The sequence below is a fragment of the Leclercia sp. genome (genome assembly GCF_036780805.1).
Classification (GTDB): domain Bacteria; phylum Pseudomonadota; class Gammaproteobacteria; order Enterobacterales; family Enterobacteriaceae; genus Enterobacter.
Map to the genome: position 1 here is coordinate 1,684,810 of NZ_DAIQCE010000001.1, position 20,723 is coordinate 1,705,532.

A 20,723-nucleotide genomic window follows, 5' to 3' on the forward strand; every position below is an offset into this window, starting at 1 on the left:
CCGGGATGACATCAGGAAACACCACTTCAAAACACTACCCACGTCCACCGTTCGTGGAGCAGCCGCAACAAACACCTGGACTGGCATCAGAAATGAAGCCCATCCCCGATCATGGCGAGACGAGTTATATCGGTTCCGGGAAACTCGCAGGCAAAAAAGCGCTTATTACCGGGGGTGACTCCGGCATTGGACGCGCCGTTGCGATCGCTTATGCCCGGGAAGGTGCCGATGTGGCCATTGGGTATTTACCGGAAGAAGAAACCGATGCTGCGGCCGTTATCGCGCTTATTCAGGCTGAGGGGCGTAAAGCCGTCGCTATTCCTGGTGATATTCGGGTGGAATCGTTTTGCGACACCCTGGTTGAACGGGCAGTAAGTGAGCTGGGCGGCCTCGATATTCTGGTTAACAATGCCGGCCGACAGCAGTATTGCGAGTCCATTGATGAGCTGACCACGGCCGCTTTCGATGCGACCTTCAAAACCAACGTTTATGCCCCCTTCTGGATCACCAAAGCGGCCCTGCGTCACCTGACGGAAGGTGCGGTGATCATTAATACCTCTTCGGTTCAGGCCTTCAAGCCCAGTGAAATTTTGCTGGATTATGCCCAGACCAAAGCCTGCAACGTGGCGTTTACCAAATCACTGGCAAAACAGCTGGGTCCGAAAGGCATTCGGGTAAATGCCGTGGCACCGGGCCCGTACTGGACCCCACTGCAATCCAGCGGCGGTCAGCCTCAGGAAAAGGTGCAGCAGTTTGGTGAAGATACTCCGCTGGGAAGACCTGGCCAGCCGGTAGAGATTGCGCCTCTGTATGTTCTGCTGGCGTCTGAAAGCTGCTCCTATGCCTCTGGTCAGGTCTGGTGCTCAGACGGGGGTACCGGCGTCGCCTAAGAGTTTATTAAATCTGGCGCGCCTGATGAAGAGTAAGGAATATTATAAAATCCGTTATCTTAAGCGGTAACGGATTTTTAATGAGAGCGGTCCATCCCTGAAATATTATTGCAGGCGGATGGGTAGTGCAGGAAATTCGCAACTCACGCGTCATCGCTGCCGTTACGCTTATTTCTTTGGATCAAAACGTGCCCGGTACAAAATTATCAACTATCCTAAGATCATTGATTAGATGTCGATATTCGTTTTACAGCTCTTTTATTTTCTTTAACTTTTAACGATTGCCTCGTTATAAGTTGTACCGTTCGGTCTTTAAAACGCTTCGATGTTGAAGTTGATAATGTTTGCTGTTTTTTCAATCAGTTCCTGGTACTGAACGCATTACTGACCTGCGTTCCGGCGTAAGATTATTTAAAGGACAACAGCTATGACTCACATTCACGATCATTCCACTGTTAACACTCAGTATGCTGATCCGCGTCTGCCCCTGCCCGAGGCGAGCAGCAGCAGTGCCGTATCATGGGGCGCCATCTTTGCTGGTGCAGCGGCGGCGGCCTCCCTGTCGTTGATCTTGCTGATGCTGGGCGCCGGGCTAGGCCTGACGTCCGTCTCGCCATGGGAAAACGAGGGGCTTGATGCCGGTACGGTAGGTATTGCGGCGATAGGGTGGCTGACGTTCACGCAAATCGTGGCGTCGGGGATGGGCGGCTATTTAGCCGGACGACTGCGCACCAAATGGGTTGCCACCCATACCAATGAAATCTACTTCCGCGATACCGCCCATGGATTTTTGGCCTGGGCGGTTGCTGCGCTGGTCTCGGCAATGTTGTTGACCTCCACCGTCAGCTCCATTGTAGGAGGCAGCGCTAAAGTCGTGGGTTCCGTTGCAGGCGGTGCTGCCGCAGCCACCGTAGGCGGCGCGGCGGGTATGGCGAGCTCATCATCTGATTCATCAGGTTCACCGATGGCCTATTTCGTGAATTCGATGTTCCGCCCGGGTGCCCCAGCGGCAACACCTGCGACATCGAATACGTCCGTATCGCCAGATGGGTCAGCCACAGCTCCTGCGCCATCTGCTCCGCAACAGGATCTCACCCCTGCGCAGCTGAATGAAGTGACCGGTATTTTCACCAACAGCATCAGCACCGGCCAGTTACCTCAGGAAGATCGCCAGTATGTCGCGCAGCTGATTGCTCAACGTACCGGTATCAGCCAGCAAGAGGCTGAGCAGCGGGTACAAGCGACCTATGACAAAGCCCAGGCTAAATTAAAAGAAACGAAAGAGAAAGCGCAGAAAGCGGCTGATGCCGCACGCAAAACCACCAGCTATCTCATGCTCTGGACATTCATTTCTCTGTTGGCGGGTGCATTCGTCGCCAGCTTGTGTGCGACCTTCGGTGGCCGTCAACGCGATCTCTAATCCTTTATTTTGCAGGAGGTTTATATGCGCTCATTATTACTGTTCTTTTTAGGCGTTCCGATCCCAATCATTATCCTGATTGCGCTGTTCTGGCATTAATCGCCGTTTAACAAAGCGTTATAGTCTCAAAACATAAATGCCCGAAAGGGCATTTATGTTTTCCTGCCGTTACTCCCCGCTCCTGCCGTTCAGGTCCCCAACGCAAAGATCAAAAATCCTTGAGGAATAGATTGCATTATAAAACCAAATGACGCAGGCTTTGATTGGTTTTATGTTGAAACCAATTAACGTCTTCTGAGGTGTCAAGATGAGTACGCAACGTTCTACGGCTTTGATTACAGGTGCATCCTCCGGGATTGGCGCGGTCTACGCTGACCGTCTCGCCGCTCGCGGTTACGATCTGGTGCTGGTGGCCCGGCGAGAAGCGCGTCTGCTGGCATTGGCGGCACAGCTGGAGCAGCGCTACGGGGTGAATATCACCACCCTGACGGCGGATCTGACCGACGAAACCGGGATCCGTGCGGTGGAGGAGATCCTACGCAGCAATACCGCTATCGACACGCTGATCAACAACGCCGGAACCGCGCAAATGGCCCCCTTCCTCGCGGGAGATGTGGCGCAGCATCAGGCGATCAACATGCTCAACACCACCGCCCTGATGCGCCTGACGTATGCCCTTCTGCCACGGCTGGCGCAGAACAACCGCGGGACGCTGATTAACATCGCCTCGGTGCTGGCGATCCATGCCCGGGCAGGCAGCGCGCTTTACAGCGCCACTAAAGCCTGGGTGCTGAATTTTACGCGCGGGTTGCAGGAGGAGTTTGCCGACAGCCAGGTGCGGATCCAGGCGGTATTACCGGCGGCCACCGCCACCGAAATCTGGGAGCTGTCCGGCATTACCGCTGACGACCTGCCCGCCGGGTCGGTCATGACCACTGATAATATGGTGGACGCGGCGCTGGCGGGGCTGGATCAGGGGGAGTTGATCACCATTCCACCGATGCACGATAAAAGCCTGTGGGCAGGCTACGAAGAGGCGCGGCTGGCGCTGTTTGCCAGCGCCCGCACCGGCGAACCGGCGCCGCGCTACCTCTCGCGCTGAGGATTACTGCTTAAGCTGGTCGCCGTACTCGTTCATCCAGGCGGCCAGCGGCGCCAGGGCGCTTTGCAGCGTCAGGCCGAGGTCGGTGATCTGGTACTCCACCCGGGGCGGGATCTCGGCATACAGGGTGCGGGTGACCAGCCCGCGCTGCTCAAACAGACGCAGCTGGCGGGTCAGCTCTTTCTGGGTAATCGGCGCCGCGGCGCGCAGCAGATCGCCAAAGCGTACCGGCGCATTGAGCACAATCAGCCGATAGATAATCGGGATCGCCCACTTGCCGGAGAGCAGGTCGATAAAACGGGTCATCGGGCAGGGTTGATGCTGACAATTTTTTTCATCCGCGCAGTTCAGTAATTCCGCCATCGCACACCTTTCGCCTCTTTAGTATCCATTTGGTACCTGGTTTCTTTTGGATACTAACGTTTCTATAGTGCTTTCTCCAGTGACAAATCAGGAGAAGCAAAATGGGTCGTTTAACTGATAAATACACGCTGATCACCGGCGGCACCAGCGGCATTGGTCTGGCGACGGCGCAGGCCTTTCTTGCCGAAGGGGCGCACGTGGCGGTAACCGGGCGTAACCCCGACACGCGTGCCGAAGCGCAGCGAGTGCTGGGCGATAACGCCTGGGTGATCGACGCCAATGCAGGCGATATCCGCGCGCAGCAGGCGCTGGCGGATACCCTGGCCACACGCTGGCCGCGGCTGGATGCGCTGTTCATCAACGCCGGAGACGTGACGCATGGCCCGCTGGAGAGCTGGCAGGAGGAGACCTGGGACCGGCTGATGGGCACCAATCTCAAGGGGCCGTTCTTTTTGATTCAGGCGCTGCTGCCGCTGTTGAACAATCCCTCGTCGGTGATTTTATGCGGCTCGGTCAGCGCCCATATCGGGCTGCCCACCAGCAGCGTCTACGCCGCCAGCAAGGCAGGACTGCTCTCCCTGGCCCGCACCCTCTCCGTTGAGCTATTGCCGCGCGGGATCCGCGTCAACGGCCTGAGCCCGGGGCCGGTCGAAACCCCGGCGCTGAGCAAGCTGGGGTTAGATGATGAGGCGTTAAAAGCCCTGCAGAGCGATATCGCCAAACTGGTACCGCTCGGGCGCCTGGGCCGACCGGAAGAGCTGGCAAAAGCGGCGCTGTATCTGGCTTCGGATGAGTCCAGCTATACCGTCGGCACCGAGCTACTGGTGGATGGCGGGACGGCGGTTGGGCGGTAATGCCAGGCGCATCTTTACAGGCGTGGGGAAGACGGCACGTCTGCCGCCGTGATTGGCTCAGCCATGGGAAACACCCCCACTGACGTGGGGAAGAGGTGCTGGGCTGCTGAACTAGTGCAGACGCGTCAGAAACACCCCCACTGACGTGGGGAAGACTCGATGTCACTCATAGCTATTGCCTGATATTAAGAAACACCCCCACTGGCGTGGGGAAGACTCGCGGTTGGCTGGTGAGTCAGCCTTGATGGTGGAAACACCCCCACTGGCGTGGGGAAGACCTGGACACCGCCGCCTCACGGCTTGCCATCTCGGAAACACCCCCACTGGCGTGGGGAAGACGATGTAGTGCCTGGCTTCGGTAAGCCACTTGGGGAAACACCCCCACTGGCGTGGGGAAGACTGAAGTCTTTGAATGGCTGGCTGGTGGTCAGAAGAAACACCCCCACTGGCGTGGGGAAGACAGTGGTCAGGGATTTCGAACGGGGCGACGGTGAGAAACACCCCCACTGGCGTGGGGAAGACGCTGCCTGGCTGTTCTGGTACGCAGCAAGCATAGAAACACCCCCACTGGCGTGGGGAAGACTTTATTCAGTCGCTTGTTTCTTTGTCCGCATCGGAAACACCCCCACTGGCGTGGGGAAGACATTCTTTCATCAAGCCCAGGCAGTTTGAAAAGAGAAACACCCCCACTGGCGTGGGGAAGAGGCGCGGAACATCACGACGGCCCAATCGTCAGCGGAAACACCCCCACTGGCGTGGGGAAGACGTTTTTATAGACATTAACCATGATGCTCTCCCAGAAACACCCCCACTGGCGTGGGGAAGACGCCCCCCTAAACCTCATAGCTAATCACCCCTTAGAAACACCCCCACTGGCGTGGGGAAGACCGCTGCTTGATACGGTGCTTCCGACGGCAAGCAGAAACACCCCCACTGGCGTGGGGAAGACTCCAGGAGGCCGATAAGCCCCGCCACCTCATCAAGAAACACCCCCACTGGCGTGGGGAAGACACCAACATATTGTAAAAGAGCAATAACAAACACCCACATATTGTAGAAACCCGGATTACAACAACATGTTTTTTTCAATAATCAGCTGAAGACCTGAAAGCGCGATCAGCTCTTTAGCCGGTGAACCAATAGTCCGGATTTCATATCCGGGTGGCTGACGGATGCTTTTAAAAATCATCACCCCAGCGGTAGGTGAGCAATGCTGGTAGAGATAATCCACCACTGTATTTGCCACCGAGTCTTTCAACCCGGAAACAAACACATTCGGTTTAGGTTCAATAAACCACAACTTCATCCTTCCACGCACCGCAGGTGGTAAATCATTCGCCAGTACGATGAGCATGGGCTTCTCCTAACAGAAGCGGCAGGTCTTTACCAATCCGCGCCAGTAAATCCATTTCAATTACCCGTTGCCGGAACCGCGTGGATACCAGCTCTTTATTGTAGCGACCCGCCATTTCCCGGGTGAGAGAAAATGCCAGATCAATACACAGCGTTTCCTTATAAAGATCGGCTAAATCATAGATAAAAGGTAATGGACTGCCTGAATGAATAAACCCCATATGCGGGGAATACCCCATCGCGTGTGTCGCTGAACACAAAATGCCGTACAAGGCCGCATTAGTGGAGGTCAGGATTTGATTGACGGTGTCGCTCAACTCCATTTTTCCCGGCGTAAACTGTCGCCCTTTCCAGCCCACGCCATACTGTTCCGCTTTTTGTTGATAGAGTGCCCGAACCCGGGAACCCTCCATGCCCATCATCTCTTTCAGCGATTTCCCGGTTAAATCCGCATCAGGAAAACGATAAGCAAACATGCGCCGAGCCACTTCCAGCGCTGATTTTTTATTGCATGAAAGCATGGCCTGCTGACGCAAATTACGGGTATTCGCCGTGGGAAGATGACCGGCGGCGTAAAACAACAAGCTATCTTCCCCGACCCAGCAAATGGAACAGTTCGCTGCCGTGGCTGTTTTTACGGCTTCGTGTGTCAGCGATGTGCCTGGCCCCAGCAGGATTGTGTTCAGGGTTGCTATCGGCAAACGCACCACGTTGCCCTCGGCGTCTATCCATTTCAGGCTGCTGTCATCAATCTCCAGTCGCCCCCGCTCCAGATAGATAAAAGGATATTTATCCTTTACCTGTGGCAAGGATTCTCTGGTGATTTTGACAAACAGACGGGTACCGGCGGCCATTCACCTAACGCTCGCTAAACAGCGTGACCTGCCGGTCGCGATAGCGTTTCTGCTCACCGAAGCTGACGGGGATGTCATTGAGTGTCAGGACCTCCCCTCCCTCAGCCGCACCCTGTACCACCCGAAGATCGCGAATACGCTGTTTTTGCTGCGCCAGGTTTTCTGCCGCTTGCTCTGCATCCAGCCGAGAAGTGAACGTGCCCTGATAGATGAACTCTGTTGGTACGCAGTTTTTGCGTCCTAACGAGAGATCCCACGTGGGATTTTGCAGGGCCTCAGCCAGCGTGGAGGCTAACTCCTCCGGGACCGCCAGAAGAACGGCAAAAACACGATCCTGCAGATAATAGCGGTAGGTCAATTTTGTGCCGCCACCTACCGCTTTCTTGCCTTCGCTGGTTTTCGGAATGAGCAGTGCCTGCCAGGGATCCTGATCATCATAACCACTGCCGACCATCTGAAAATCCCGCAGTAAGGGCTCCCGGGGAGTCGCAATGCCTGCTTTGCTTTGCCGGGCATAACCCAGCACCTGCATATCCAGATCGGCAAACCTGGCAAGCAGGGCTTCCTGCGATCCGCCAGCCCCCAGCGCTGCACAAAGCAGCCCCATTACGCCAGATTTTGTGGGAAAAGGTAGGCTGTCACGCCTGCCGAAGCGTGAGTCGGCCCCCCAACTCTGTAAAGGCCCTTCAAGCCAGAGCAACAGGTATGGATGGCTCATGGCTTACTCCACATGGCTCTGTAATTTCATAATCAGATCGTCAATGCTGAAGGTTTCGTCTTCGCCCCATTCGTAGTCGCCCAACTTGCCAAACAGACTGCCTGAGAGGGCTTCTTTGCTGGACAGGTAACTTTTCAAACTGCTGATGCTCGGAGCCAGAAAACCGGCATTTGCTGCTTTGACAGGCATTTCAAACGGCACCTGCAATCGCTGTCCTTTACGTACCAGGACTTTGGCAAATTCCCACGGACTGGCCGCCGACTGCGTGGTCTGGCGCGCAGAGGGTACGGCTACAAACAGCGCTTTAGTAAACGCAGCCACAGCCTCTTTGATCTGTTCATTATCTGCCGTCATATCAGCACCGCCCAGAGTTTGCGCCAACTGCCCCAAATCCAGACTGATATACCGATAATAGGTTGCAGCGTTAAACTCTAAACTCCCCATATGGGCCGAGCCGGGTTCCGTTTGCAGATCGTCCAGTGCAGTGAAAAACTCCACTTCGTTGGCCACTTTATGCGTCGAAATTGCATGGCTAAAGCTGGCCGCCGCTTCCACGTTCATGTCTGCCGCTTTGGCGACCATGCGCCCAAATAAGGCGATATCCAGTGCATCGCTTGCTGGCGTCAGCGCTTTTTTCGCCACTTTGGCTAACTCTTTATCTTTAATTTTATCGACATCAAAGTTCAGCTCCTGAGCGTACTGCGCAAATGCCCTGGCTTCGGATTGGCTGATAAACAACAGCGTGTCATCGGCCAGCAACTCCGCAATTTTATTGCTGCAACTGGCTGCCTGCTCTGCGCTTGCACCCACGGCAATACACGCGGGGACAATAACTTCGGCCACTTTTTTGGTTCGCATTCCCAGCGTAATGCCAAACGCCTGCAACGCTAAACGTACCTGACGTTTCCAGCACTGGGAGCTAACTCTGGCCCGATTAACGCCCCCGACCATCGCCGTTTTAGGTGCCCCAACATCATCGCGGTTAAGGCAAGAAACCGGGAAGGACTGCAGAATATGAAATTCAATACGGGTGTTTTTTAATGCGCTCATGATGCTCATTCCTTTGTTAAAATACGGAAGGTTCGATAACGGGAACAATCTGTAATAAGCCACAGCCAAAGCTGCGGCCACGCCCCAGCCCTTTGCTAAAACTGGTATAAAAAGCCTCGCTGTCTGACACGGTGAGATAGCCGCTCAGGGTGGACTGCTGCAGGGTTATCTGATGCTGAGCTTTGCCCTGAAATTGCTGCACATTGATGGCTTCGACCTGCAGCTGCGTCGGATCGACAGTAAATCCCCAACTCGTGGCAGCCCGCTCAATAAACCATGCCGAAATAGCCTCCCGGCCTTTAACCGGAACAATTTTTCGACTCTGGTTATTTCTGCGGCCAGGCGAAACCGTGACCGTAAAGCGGTAATGCTTATGAGAAAGGAAACCCGGGGATAAAATTTTGGTTTCAATCTGGCCGTACTGAGGATCGCGTGGTGGGCGATTGGATAATATAAGCACATTGCGATAGTTACGGTCGCCGCCTTTATCCACCCACTGAATACCACTCGGCTCACTGCATAACTTGGCCTCTTCGCTGCGCACATCCTCAAATAGCCCGTACACCACGCGGTGCAAGGAATAGGTGTCGGTGATTTTCAGTGCGTTAACGGCGGCCCTGTCCAGGCGAAGCACGCTGATATGGTGTGTCATGCGTCCCCCTGATTTTCTGCAGCCGATTTGCCATAGAATTGCTGTGCCCAGCGCGTCTTTACACGCATCGTCGCAGAATCGAACCAGCACAAATCCTCCAGAAAGGAGGCGTAATCTATCTGTTGCACCCGGTTCTGGATTAAGCTCAGCAGCGGGCGCAAGATACGGCACAGCTCTTCGACATCATCACAGGCCAACAGCCGGCGCAGGCGCGCCCTGGCTTGATCGCTCTGGTTGCCGTCATCAAAGGATCGTGCAATTGCCTGACCGAGCTTCAGGCCGCCGTTGGTTTTTTGCGTGCTACGTGCAATTGCGGCAGCGGTCAATGCAAAAGGCTGACGTTCATTCACAAATTCAAGGTTAACGCCGAAGGCCGCAAGGGTGTCCCAGCACTGATACTCCGTCGCAGGGTTATCTCCCCGACGCAAACGAGCGGCGAAGCCTTTATCCTGTTGGCAGCGCTGAAACACGTAATTAACGAACGCGGCACTGCGGGAAGTTGTTGGCATATTCATACTTTTTCCTGTTGCAAATAGAGTGCAAAATTGGGTTTCGCTTTTGCCCAGGCATCCAGCTGACGCGCAGTCTGATGAGGGCATGCCTGGTTAAATATCTGCATGGCGTGATCTGCAAACTGACGGCGAAGCTGATGGCAAATAGCCAGGTCATCACAATTGTTCAGAAGCGCCTGGGCTTGACGCTCACAGAGTTGCCAGAAAAGATGGGTGGCCTGCGCGGCACTGTTGGCGCCGTCCACTAGCAGGGTTTTGTAGTAACTCATCACGCAGCCGTATAAGGTTTTCGCGAGTCTATCCAGTTCCCCCATCTCTTCTTTAAAGCGTGCGAACCAGATTTCGCCCCAGATATTCGGCTGTAACCAACAGAGCGACTCCACCGCATCATCCAGACCCGTGACGTATTGCTCCCCTGCATTACTGCTGACACGGAGTCCACCGGACCAGACAGCTATCTCTTCTTCCAGGCTTTGAGCTTTTTTCATGGCAAGCCGTAGTTGAATGCAGTCAAAGCGGCTGGCTTCCCGCCCCATAAAACTGAGCAAGCCGGTGAGTTCACGCCAGGGTCTGCGTTCGGGATCGGCCCAGCGTACTTTCGCCTCTTTGCCACTGTGGTCGACAGCAACGGAGGGATCCGTTACGCCCTCTTTATAGTTGGCATGCGCAAGCCCTTCCGAATAGTGCAGCCCTTGTTCAGTCAACAGGCAGAAGCGGCTTAGGGGAATGAGCCGCCCCATTAACGCGTTTTTTAAGTTTTTTGCGGTGGTGCAATCTTCACCTTGCGGCATCTGCTGCCACGGCGCAGTCCCGAGGCCATTGGGGTAGCTTTTTAAATCGGCTATTTCTTCGTGGGTAAAGAGATTCAACCAGATCGTTTTTTGTAGCGACGTGCCTGAACAGAACGTATGCAGTAAACCCTTAAACGCCACCCCCGGCCCCGGTTTGCCCGTCATGCCTTTGCCGTTATCTTTGGTTTTGCCGCGATAACCGTCACTCAAAACCACACTGTTATCGGTTTTTTTCCCGCCAAGCGCAAAACTCATCTGGACAAGTAACAGCAGGGCTTTATCCGCATCGTCCATTACCTTCTCTGACTGAGATTGCGTCAGAACCGTGGTATTCCCGGTAGCGACATCTGGCAAAACGGCACCAAACGGCTTGATCGCCGCCCGGGCAATCGCCGGCATTTGCAGAAACGGGTTCACGCCGTAGAGGTAAAAATGGTCGTGCCATTCATCCAGATAATCACAAACCCGGGCAGCCATCCCTTGCCAGCCCAACGCCTTCCAGGCCGTGGTATCGTCCGGCGTGGCCGCCGCCTGAGCCAGCGCCTGTAAGAGTTTCAAAAGCGCAATTTTTTGCACTGGACTGCCGCCCAGCGCGCGATATTCCGGGTGTGTAAATACATGGCGCAAGCTGACCCGACCGACATCGGCAACCGGGATCCAGGCTTCATCAATAAGGTTAAAAGCGTTTTCCAACTGTTGATTCCTTCCTTTTGGTAATCCGTAATCCCGTATCGTCACGATAGCGGTAGTCATATTCACTGCTGAGGGCTGAGGCGCTACCATCCGCCGCCCTGAGTTCATCTGTTGGCATGACTAACGCCACGCTGATACTGGCGTCTTCTTGTTCTTCATTGCCGAGATACAGCACGTTGCCCAGACCGATTTTCTGGTACCAGCTTCTGGAGAGAGGCCGCGGAAGTTGACTCTGACGGCAGGTGACAACATGTTGCAGGATATGCGCCGCCAGACGCCGCCATTCAGCGCGCGATAATCGATGATGTTGCCAGGGTAGTTGAAGGGAGCTGCCATCCTGAAAACCTAAACACGTGGTTTTACTGTCAGCATCAACAGAGAGCTGAGTCAGCAGCAGCAGCTGCGCGCTATCCTGCTCACTGTAACGGGTTTGCGCTTTGCTCTCTGGTAAGGTCATCCCGTCCTTAGCTAAGGTGACCCGGGCCAGTTGTCTGAGCGTGGCTAACCCCTTGCGATAGCGGTTACCGTTTACAAGCTCATGCTGCCATTGCGCCATCATCCCCTGCTCGGGACGTTCTCTGTAGGTTCCTTCCAGCATGGGGCGAATATCTACGGGAAGCGTAACCGTGCCGCCCTGCTGAGCCTGTCGCTGCCAAATCTCCAGGCTACGACATAGAATGTAAGGCGCGTAGACGCTGGCGGTTGGGCCAAACGCGGTACGCGGGTTCGCTTGTGCGGTGTGCTCGTCCGGGGCAAGAATCCAGGCCTGGCAGATTGCACCTGATGGTCGGGGGGTAGCGTGATGCCGCCATAACCGCCCGATTCGCTGAAATAACATATCGGTCGGAGCAAAACGGGTAACGAGCAGATCGGCATCAATATCCAGAGACTGCTCCAGCACCTGAGTGCCAATCAGAATACGACCCTGCGCCCTGCGCTCGCCCCAACCCATTTTGCCAAAATGGTTGACCCACTGTTCTTCGTTGATTTGCCGATGCGCGAGAGTGAAGCGTGAATGAAGGAGCCCGCAGGCGATGCCTGATTCCTTTGCGCGCGCCGCAAGTTCTGTGTAGCGCTCCTGCGCCTCAGCGACGGTGTTTTCAATCCATAACACCTGCTCACCCGCTTCAGCCTGCGCCAGGACAGCATCCAGTAATGTCTGATGATCCATGGGCACCATTCGGACCGTCACTTTCCGCTGTTCTGTGATGCTGACAGGATATTCGCTAACGCATAGGGGAGAAACGTCTGGTGCCGCCGTAATCAGTGGATAGGCCATCTTCCCGGTGGGGTGCCCCAGTAATTCCGTTCGCTGTGAACTGTTCAGAGTCGCACTGAGAATAATCACCGTGCAGCGCAGGCTGCGCAGCAGCGTGATGAGCTCCGACAGGATGACGCTGGTGTAGGCGTCATAACTATGGACCTCATCGAGGATCACCACTTTGCCCGCCAGACCAAACGCACGGACAAAACCATGACGCACATTCATTGCCGCCATTAATGCCTGGTCAAGCGTGCCGACCGCAAAAGGTGCCAGTAACCCCCGTTTGCTACTTTGAAACCAACTTTGTCCCGGTAAGCCCTCTTCACCCAATTCGTGTGCCATTAACCAGGCATTGCCGTGCAGCAGCAGCGACTGACGGTGTGGGCTTGCAGGCGTAAGAATGGTTTTTAAAAAATGATTAAAACGGTCATAAATTTTATTAGACGTGAGCTGAGTGGGTAACGCGAAATAAATGCCGCTGGCTTCACCCCGCTCAAGGATTTGATAAGCGGCATAAAGCGCGGCTTCGGTTTTGCCTAACCCCATTGGAGCTTCAAGGATATAAACGCCCGCTCCAGAACAATTTTGATACAACGTGAGTTGGGTCTGATTGGGCTGATAAGGGGTCCCTTTGCTGTCCTGAAAAATATCGCCAAAATGTAGACCCAAATTAACATCTGGCGTGATAAAACCGGCATGATCCAAAGCACGTTCAATGTTCGGCTGCCAGGCAAGCGAAGGGTCCTCGAAAAATTCACCGGAGCCAATCCAGTCGGCCACCGTAGTTAATCCGGCCAGCAGAAGGGCCTGATAACGGTCGCGAATCTCAGGAAATTCTTCGTCCAGTGCGCTTTTCAGCGCTAAAACTAGCTGGCGTCGTTGCTCCTGCCATCCCTGCCCGCCGATTACCGGTGAGTTTGCCTGCAACATCCCTGTATCCGGAAGAAAGCCATGATGCTGTCCTGCAATTCGGGCAATGACGGGGTCGTGAGTGATGGCTTCCAGCGCCAATGCGCTAACGCCTGCGTGTCCACCCCACTGGGCTTCGTTAATTCCCTTGTACGTATCTAGCGAAGGAGAGAGATCTCCTGAGAGGCTGTTTTGCAGTTTTAAAAAGAACGTGGGGCTAACTTTGCCAGCATCGTGAACAGACGCCACCAGCGCGCTGCCCCGGGGAAACAAACGCATTTGCAACAGAGGAGAAAATCGTTTTATAAGCGCCCGTGCAACTTCTCCCACAATCTGGCAGTGTTCGAATACAGTGCGCCCTGAACAGCGCTGACCCTTCTCGTCCTCGTATGTCTTTGCCAGGCAATCACGAAAAGATATCGCGGGTTGTTCTGATACCGTTTTCTGAACACGCGTTGTACGAATAATCATTTAGGTATATTTAAGGGCTGAAAATTTCACCCACCCTACCCCAAAGAAGAGGTCGAAATATTGATGATGGCCAAATCATCCTGTCAATTTAAGGGAATAATCCGCTCATCCCACAAATAACCCCCCACGACAACCATTATTAATAAAAATACCCCTGAAACTTATTTCCAAAACCTAATAATTACCCGTGTAAACATATTCTGGAAAGTACTTTAATTGGGTGCTTGTATTTATTAAATAAATATATTAACAATAGATAATGAATCGCAGGGGCTGGCTTAGAGCGCGGGTATAAACCATAAAAGAGAGCTATTTCGTGGCACTTTTTCTGGCATAGTAAGGCGATGTGACAACCGATGAGGAATAACAGATGCTCGAACTTCGCCCGAACTGTGAATGGTGTGACCGTGACCTGCCTCCCGACGCCCCGGACGCCAGAATTTGCTCCTTTGAGTGCACCTTCTGCGCCGACTGCGTAGAAACCCATCTCAACCATCGCTGCCCCAACTGTCAGGGGGAGCTGGTGCGCCGCCCGGTGCGCCCGGCAAATAAACTGATTAACTCGCCAGCCTCCACCGTGCGGGTTCATGCGCAAAAAAGATCCTGACTGCCCCGCTTTCTGACGATGAGGTAAATGATGATCCAGCTGCAGACCATCCCGGCACCGCATATTTTTACGGATGTGGCTCCGGTGTTGCTCACCGATGCCACGATGCTTGAGCGTAAAAATAAGGTGCTGACCCGCATGACCGAGGCGGGCTATGACGCCCTCGTGATTTATGCCGATAAGGAGCACGGCGGGAACTTCGAGTATCTGACCGGATTTGTGCCCCGCTTTGAGGAGGGTCTGCTGATTGTGGATAAATCGGGCGAGGCGACGGCGATTCTGGGCAATGAAAACCTGAAGATGGCGCAGCATTCCAGGCTTCCGGTCATGCTGAAGCACTGCCCATACTTCTCGCTGCCGAATCAGCCGATGGAAAATGAAGCGTCGCTGGAGAGGCTGTTCAACGATATCGGCCTTCACCAGCTCGGCAAAATCGGGCTGGTCGGCTGGAAAATGTTTACCTCTGCCCGGGCCGATAATACGCAACTCTTCGATCTGCCCTGGTTTATCGTCGAGGCGTTTAAAAACAGCACCGACGCAAAGCTGGAAAACGCCACGCACCTGTTTATTCGCGGCGATAACGGCGCTCGCGTGATCAACAATGAGAACGAAATCGCCCACTATGAATACGGCGCTAACCTCGCCTCCGGCTGCATGCTGAAGGCCATGAACGCGGTAGAGCCGGGGATCCGCGAAACCGAGCTCGGGGCGCTGCTCGCGGCGGAAGGTCAGTATCAGACGGTGGTGACCATTGCCGCCGCCGGGCAGCGTTTTGAGAAAGCGAACTTTTATCCCACGTATAAAAAGCTGGAACGCGGCCAGCCGCTGTCGATGACCACCGGATTTAAAGGCGGGCTATCGAGCCGGACCGGGTTTGTGATTGCCGACGAGAGCGAGCTGCCGGAAGCGCAAAAAGATTATCTGGAACGGGTGGCTAAACCCTATTTTGCCGCGGTCACCAGCTGGCTGGAGACTATCCGCATCGGGATGCCGGGCGGCGAGATGTACGCCCATATCGAACAGGTGCTCAACAAAGCGCAGTATGGCTGGCACCTTAATCCAGGGCATCTCAGCGCCGATGAAGAGTGGATGTCCTCCCCGATTTACCCCCACTCCGCCGAGACGCTGAAAAGCGGGATGATCCTGCAGATTGATATTATCCCCTCCGTGCCGGGCTACACCGGGGTCAGCGCCGAGGAGAGTATCGCCCTGGCGGACCCGGCGCTGCAAAGCAAAATCCAGGCGGACTACCCGGAATTATGGGAGCGGATCGTTATCCGCAGGACCTATATCCGCGACGTATTGAAGATTAATCTGGCGGATGAAGCGATCCCGCTGTCGAATACCGTGGCCTATTTGCGCCCGTTCCTGCTGGCGAAGGAAAAAGCCTTTACCTGCTGAGGCGTTTTTTGCCCGGCGGCGCTTCGCTTGCACGGGCCTACAAAACCTTGTAGGCCGGGTAAGCGCAGCGCCACCCGGCAATTCTTTTAAAGCGCGCGCGCCTCATTCACCCAAATCCGCATCTCCCCTTCCCCGCGGTTTGCCCAGCTGAACCACGGAATAAAGGTCAGGGTCTGCGGCTGTTCGTGGGTCATCGGCCGGTCAAACTGGTACAGCGGCTGATCCTCTGGCGCGCTGAGCGTCTGGCGATACCCCTGCGCCTGGATCAGGATCTTATTCGCCATTACGCCAGTTCCGGCCACCTCAACAAACTCGGCCTCCTGAGCGAGCGACAAATTGTGGAGTTCGCTGCCGTTATCGGCCTCTTCCAGGCAATAGACTAACGGCCCCCGCTGCAACGCGACTTTACCGGCGAGATGACGCACCAGCGGATTGCCATACACGCGGCGAACCGGCATCGGCAGCGTCAGGGTAATGGTGTCCCCCGCCGCCCAGCTGCGGTGAATATGCAGATAGCCTTTAACGATCTCCCCGCGGTACTGCTCCCCGTTCAGTTCAACTCGCGCCGCCTCGCACCAGCCGGGAATACGCAGGGCCAGCGTATGTTCCACGGGCTCCGGTGAATGGATGGTTATCGCCACCTGCTCCTGCCACGGATAGTTCCCGGTAAGGGTGAGATCGAGCTGTTTTCCCCCGACGGCAACCTGCATCCTGTTGCCCACGTACAGGTTGATGAACAGGGCATCCGCGCGCGGGGTAAAGATGTAGTGCCCCAGCGCCACCAGCGTGCGCGCGATATTAGGCGGGCAGCAGGCGCAGCCAAACCAGCGCTGACGGACCGGCTTCACGTGATCGTAAATATGGTTAAAGGGGATCGCTTTCGGGTAGGTCTCCAGCGGGTTGACGTAGAAGAAGTGTTTCCCGTCCATCGCCATCCCGCCCAGCACGGTGTTGTAGAGCGCCCGCTCCATCACGTCGGCATACTGGCCGTCGCCCTCCATCTCGACCATGCGGCGGGCGAACATCATCAGGCCAATCGACGCGCAGCTCTCTGAATAGGCGGTATCGTTAGGCAGATCGTAATCCGAGGTAAAGGCCTCACCGATGCCCTGGGAGCCAATGCCGCCGGTGATATACATCCGGCGTTGGATCATATTGTTCCAGATCCGCAGACAGGCTTGCCGCTTGGCCTCATCCCCGCTGATGCGGGCCAGATGGGCCACGCCGGTCATCAGATAGACCGAGCGCACCGCGTGCCCGACCGCCTCATCCTGTTCCACCAGCGGCTTATGGGCGTGGGTGTAGGCTTTATCCTTGATCATCCAGGCTTCGCCCCAGTTGCCCCAGTGATACGTCCCACCGCGTTTTTGATACTCAATGTCGTAGAAGTGCGGCTGAGCCCCGCGCTCCTCGACGAAGTAGTTCGCCAGCTGCAAATAGTTGTTGTTCCCGGTCACCTCATACAGCCGCATCAGCGCCAGCTCAATTTCAGGATGACCAGGATAGCCGTGGATCTGCGCCTCGCCGGGGCCAAACACCGTATGAATATGGTCGGCAAAGCGACAGGCGATATCCAGCAAGGCGCGTTTGCCGGTAGCGTTAAAGAAGGCGACGGCGGCTTCAAAGAGGTGGCCCGCGCAGTACAGCTCGTGGCACTCTGCCAGGTTGGTCCAGCGCTGGCCGGGCTCTTTTACCATGTACCAGGTATTAAGATAGCCATCGTCACACTGGGCGGCCCCCAGTAAAGCGATCACCTCGTCGGCGGTTTTCTCCAGCTCGGGGTCGGGTTGCTGGCATAGCGACCAGGCCACGGCTTCCAGCCATTTGGTGACATCGCTGTCCTGAAAGACCATCCCGTAAAACTCGCCCTCTCGCTGGCCGGCAGCGATTCGGAAATTCTCAATCGCATGGCTGGGCTCGGCGTCGGGTATCCGGTTATTTAGCGCATCCCACTGATACGGGATGACCACATTTCTGACCAGGCGCTGGTATTCGCCCAGAAAAGGATCGTTCACGGTTAATTTACGCAGGTCGGTTTCCATTACGTCAGACTGATACATCACAGTTTCCTCAGGCTAATTGGGCGTGGCGTTGACGCAGTTCAGAAGAAATTCGCGTCATCATCGGATTGTTGAGTCGGCACCACCGCAGGCACAGCGCCAGCGACAGATGGAAAAGCGCAGGGACAACGCTTTGCAGCAGCGAGATCCCCTGAATGGAGGCGGCGGTCTGATGTTCTAATCCCGGACGATAGGCCACCAGGAACAGCACCAGGCTGATAATGCCGCCCGATGAGACCCAGGATAATTTGATGCAGAAGAGGTTAAAGGCGAAGTTCATGCCGGAAGAGCGCACCCCGTTTTTCCACTCACCGTAGTCGTCGGCAAAGGCCATGATGGAAAAGTGCAGCGGCAGGGTAAATCCCAGCACCATATTGTTGATAAAGATGATCGCCAGCCACAGGGTCTGGTACTCCGGGCCGGAGGGCAGAAACCACATGCCGAAGCCAAAGGCGGCGAGGATCAGGTTGGTGGAGGAGTAGAGCTTCACCATGTCGAAACGGCGGGAGAGTTTATTGACAATCACCGCGCCCAGAATAGCCGCTAAGGTCACCATGCCGAAGAACAGAGACATATAAAACGAGGAGCCCTGCAGCACATAGGAGATGAAGTACATGTATCCCCCGCCGCGAATACAGAGGATGTTTACCAGCAGGAAGGACATCAGCAGCATCAGGATCAGCTGATCGTTTTTGCGTAAGCCCGCCAGGTGCTGGCGAATGGTGAACTGCCCCGCCACCGATAAAGGCACACGCTCTTTGACCCACAGGAAGCAGAGTAAAAACATCACCATGCCGATACCACACAGCACCGTCACGCCATACTGATACCCTTTGGCTAAATCGCCGCCGCCAAACCAGGTCACCATTAAGGGTAATCCGACGGAGACCAGGAACCCGGCAATGCCGCTCAGTACGAAACGCCAGGACTGGCAGGCGATCACCTGATCGGGGCGGTTGGTCATGGCGTTGATCATCGCGCAGTAAGGCACGTTGTTGGCGGTGTAGCCAACGGAGAGCAAGAAATAGGTACCGAACGCCCAGACGATTTTCATCTCCGGGCTGAGGTCCGGCACGGTGAAGGTCAGGATGCCGATGATGGCCAGCGGTGCTGCTGTCCAGAGCTGCCACGGACGAAAACGTCCCCAGCGGCTGCGCGTTTTGTCTGCCAAGATCCCCATCACCGGATCGGAAACGGCATCCACCACGCGCAAAATAATAAACATCACCCCGACGATCGCCGGGCTTAAGCCAAAAATATCGGTGTAGAAAAAGAGCAGGAAACCACTGATTAAATCGGAGATGCAATGCCCACCCGCATCGCCCAGACCATAACCTATCTTCTCGCGGGTAGAGATGTCATCGCTGGCATCCGCTACGGCGACGTCATCACTGCTTAACGGTGTAGAAGTCATACAGAAATCCTCACGCTCAGGCTTGTCGATTTTTAGTAAAAATACTTCTCACCGCGAAGGTAGTGGTTAAAAACCGATCATAAAAGAGTGGAATGTAAGCAATGTGAAGCAGATCTTTATTTTTAGTAAAATTAATAGAGTTTATCGTCAACAAAGCGACTGGAAGAGCTCGGATGCAGCCAACGTTTTTAGTAAAAATGGGAGATTGTTAGGTGCAGATCGACGCTTCCAGCCGAAGGCGGTTACAGCGAATGGGAGAAGTGTGTAGAATCTTTTACTCTTAGCCGTAAGGGGTGCGAAGCATTTTCATCAGGAAAAGATTGTGAAAAAAAACATAAGAATCAAAGATATTGCTGATGAGAGCGGCGTTTCAATTGGCGCGGTGTCCCGGGCGCTGAAAGGCCAGCCCGGCCTGAGTGATGAGACGCGGCAGCGCGTCCTGTCGATTGCAAAAGCGAAGGGGTATGACTTCACTCGTCTACGCACCAACAAAATTAAGCGCATCCTGTTTTTACTACACCGTCAGCACGATCTCAGTAAAGCCCTGCCGTTCTACTCGCCGCTGATCCTCGAGATCGAAAACAACTGCCGCCAGCACGGGATCGCCATGAGTTTTCTGGCTATCCAGCCCGGGGATCCCATTCAGGAACAGCTCCAGGTGCATAATCCTGATGCCCTGATTTGCGCCGGTTTTTTCGAACCCGAGCTGGTGAACGTACTGCAGCAGGCAAATATCCCCATCACCCTGGTGGATCTGTGGTTCCCCGATCTGCCCAGCGTGAACCCTGACAACTACGAGGGGGGTTATTTAGCGACGCGGCACCTGATTGAGCAAGGGCGCAAGCGGATTGCGTTTCTCGCCAGCACCACGGCGCATTACAGCATTCGCCAGCGTGAAAAAGGCTATCGTAAGGCGCTGTATGAAGCGCAGATTTTACTCCCGCCCGAGTATGAGCTGGCCTCCCCACCGCTGCTGGATATCGAACAATCCCTGATTGCCAACCTGAACGAACTGCTGGCTCTGCCTGAACCGCCGGATGCGATTTTCGCCTATAACGACGTGGCGGCGATGGTGGCGCTCCGGGTCTGTCAGCAAAAAGGGTTTCGCGTGCCGCAGGATATTGCCATCGTCGGGTTCGATGATATCGATTATGCGACCCTGACCACGCCGCCGCTGACCACCATCGCGGTGGATAAGCAACAGCTTGCCCGCAGGACCTTTGAGCTGGTGATGCAGGAAAGCGACGAATCGACCGTATTATTGCCGGTGCAGCTGCGGATCAGAGGCAGTTCGGTTGAAGGTGCATAGGATCAGCTGATACCCGCGCGAGCATTTTCTCACGGG

Annotated in this window: 18 protein-coding genes and 1 CRISPR repeat array; of the genes, 7 read left to right on the forward strand and 11 right to left on the reverse strand. The window is 55.1% G+C overall.

The genetic code is table 11. From position 1 onward, the window contains the following. Positions 1 to 5: 5 nt before the first annotated feature. From V7Q49_RS08030 to V7Q49_RS08040, 3 genes are all read left to right on the forward strand, one after another. Positions 6 to 890, forward strand: coding sequence for an SDR family oxidoreductase (locus V7Q49_RS08030; RefSeq protein WP_333850196.1), 885 nt, complete (start codon positions 6 to 8; stop codon positions 888 to 890). 427 nt (positions 891 to 1,317) lie between these two features. After that, positions 1,318 to 2,310, forward strand: a complete 993-nt coding sequence (locus V7Q49_RS08035) for a hypothetical protein (protein WP_333850197.1) — start codon at positions 1,318 to 1,320, stop codon at positions 2,308 to 2,310. A gap of 307 nt (positions 2,311 to 2,617) precedes the next feature. After that, complete coding sequence (locus V7Q49_RS08040; protein WP_333850198.1) at positions 2,618 to 3,412, forward strand: SDR family NAD(P)-dependent oxidoreductase; 795 nt, start codon at positions 2,618 to 2,620, stop codon at positions 3,410 to 3,412. A 3-nt stretch (positions 3,413 to 3,415) separates the two neighbouring features. Here V7Q49_RS08040 and V7Q49_RS08045 read toward each other — a convergent pair whose 3' ends face one another. Then, a complete protein-coding gene (locus tag V7Q49_RS08045; RefSeq protein ID WP_333850199.1) occupies positions 3,416 to 3,775 on the reverse strand; it encodes a winged helix-turn-helix transcriptional regulator in 360 nt (119 codons plus the stop codon). Between the two features lie 101 nt (positions 3,776 to 3,876). On the opposite strand from V7Q49_RS08045, the gene V7Q49_RS08050 reads away from it, so the two are divergent. After that, a complete protein-coding gene (locus V7Q49_RS08050) occupies positions 3,877 to 4,629 on the forward strand; it encodes an SDR family oxidoreductase (protein ID WP_333850200.1) in 753 nt (250 codons plus the stop codon). 66 nt (positions 4,630 to 4,695) lie between these two features. Continuing rightward, positions 4,696 to 5,640: a CRISPR direct-repeat array (repeat unit 29 nt; unit sequence AGAAACACCCCCACTGGCGTGGGGAAGAC). Positions 5,641 to 5,695: 55 nt separating this feature from the next. On the opposite strand, the gene cas2e is transcribed toward V7Q49_RS08050, so the two are convergent. Genes cas2e through cas3 form a run of 8 tightly spaced genes read right to left on the reverse strand, consistent with a single transcriptional unit; the run spans position 5,696 to position 13,896 of the window. After that, a complete protein-coding gene (cas2e, locus tag V7Q49_RS08055; RefSeq protein ID WP_333850201.1) occupies positions 5,696 to 5,983 on the reverse strand; it encodes a type I-E CRISPR-associated endoribonuclease Cas2e in 288 nt (95 codons plus the stop codon). Further along, positions 5,961 to 6,836 carry a type I-E CRISPR-associated endonuclease Cas1e gene (cas1e, locus tag V7Q49_RS08060; RefSeq protein ID WP_333850202.1) on the reverse strand — a complete coding sequence of 292 codons (876 nt, stop codon included), beginning with the start codon at positions 6,834 to 6,836 and terminating at the stop codon, positions 5,961 to 5,963. The genes cas2e and cas1e overlap by 23 nt, the downstream gene beginning before the upstream one ends. A 4-nt stretch (positions 6,837 to 6,840) precedes the next feature. Further along, on the reverse strand, positions 6,841 to 7,554 hold the full coding sequence (gene cas5e, locus V7Q49_RS08065) for a type I-E CRISPR-associated protein Cas5/CasD (RefSeq protein WP_333850203.1): 714 nt from the start codon (positions 7,552 to 7,554) through the stop codon (positions 6,841 to 6,843). 3 nt (positions 7,555 to 7,557) lie between these two features. Beyond that, positions 7,558 to 8,604 carry a type I-E CRISPR-associated protein Cas7/Cse4/CasC gene (gene cas7e / locus V7Q49_RS08070; protein ID WP_333850204.1) on the reverse strand — a complete coding sequence of 349 codons (1,047 nt, stop codon included), beginning with the start codon at positions 8,602 to 8,604 and terminating at the stop codon, positions 7,558 to 7,560. Between the two features lie 16 nt (positions 8,605 to 8,620). Then, the gene (gene cas6e / locus V7Q49_RS08075) at positions 8,621 to 9,256 is read right to left on the reverse strand and encodes a type I-E CRISPR-associated protein Cas6/Cse3/CasE (protein ID WP_333850205.1); all 636 of its coding nucleotides are present in this window, start codon (positions 9,254 to 9,256) and stop codon (positions 8,621 to 8,623) included. Next, the gene (gene casB / locus V7Q49_RS08080; RefSeq protein ID WP_333850206.1) at positions 9,253 to 9,771 is read right to left on the reverse strand and encodes a type I-E CRISPR-associated protein Cse2/CasB; all 519 of its coding nucleotides are present in this window, start codon (positions 9,769 to 9,771) and stop codon (positions 9,253 to 9,255) included. The genes cas6e and casB overlap by 4 nt, the downstream gene beginning before the upstream one ends. Further along, positions 9,768 to 11,312: a type I-E CRISPR-associated protein Cse1/CasA gene (casA, locus tag V7Q49_RS08085; RefSeq protein ID WP_333850207.1), complete on the reverse strand. Its 1,545-nt coding sequence runs from the start codon at positions 11,310 to 11,312 to the stop codon at positions 9,768 to 9,770. The genes casB and casA overlap by 4 nt, the downstream gene beginning before the upstream one ends. Further along, the gene (gene cas3, locus V7Q49_RS08090; protein WP_333850208.1) at positions 11,236 to 13,896 is read right to left on the reverse strand and encodes a CRISPR-associated helicase Cas3'; all 2,661 of its coding nucleotides are present in this window, start codon (positions 13,894 to 13,896) and stop codon (positions 11,236 to 11,238) included. The genes casA and cas3 overlap by 77 nt, the downstream gene beginning before the upstream one ends. A 370-nt stretch (positions 13,897 to 14,266) precedes the next feature. Between cas3 and V7Q49_RS08095 the strand changes: the two genes are divergently transcribed. Both V7Q49_RS08095 and V7Q49_RS08100 read left to right on the forward strand, forming a co-directional pair. Next, entirely contained in the window at positions 14,267 to 14,503 is a 237-nt protein-coding gene (locus tag V7Q49_RS08095; RefSeq protein ID WP_333850209.1) for a DUF1272 domain-containing protein, read from the forward strand. 27 nt (positions 14,504 to 14,530) lie between these two features. Then, the gene (locus V7Q49_RS08100) at positions 14,531 to 15,904 is read left to right on the forward strand and encodes a M24 family metallopeptidase (RefSeq protein ID WP_333850210.1); all 1,374 of its coding nucleotides are present in this window, start codon (positions 14,531 to 14,533) and stop codon (positions 15,902 to 15,904) included. A gap of 86 nt (positions 15,905 to 15,990) precedes the next feature. Here V7Q49_RS08100 and V7Q49_RS08105 read toward each other — a convergent pair whose 3' ends face one another. Beyond that, positions 15,991 to 17,964, reverse strand: coding sequence for a glycoside hydrolase family 127 protein (locus V7Q49_RS08105; RefSeq protein ID WP_333850211.1), 1,974 nt, complete (start codon positions 17,962 to 17,964; stop codon positions 15,991 to 15,993). 10 nt (positions 17,965 to 17,974) lie between these two features. Beyond that, positions 17,975 to 19,378 carry an MFS transporter gene (locus V7Q49_RS08110; protein ID WP_333850212.1) on the reverse strand — a complete coding sequence of 468 codons (1,404 nt, stop codon included), beginning with the start codon at positions 19,376 to 19,378 and terminating at the stop codon, positions 17,975 to 17,977. Between the two features lie 322 nt (positions 19,379 to 19,700). Between V7Q49_RS08110 and V7Q49_RS08115 the strand changes: the two genes are divergently transcribed. Next, on the forward strand, positions 19,701 to 20,687 hold the full coding sequence (locus V7Q49_RS08115) for a LacI family DNA-binding transcriptional regulator (RefSeq protein ID WP_333850213.1): 987 nt from the start codon (positions 19,701 to 19,703) through the stop codon (positions 20,685 to 20,687). Positions 20,688 to 20,723: the final 36 nt, after the last annotated feature.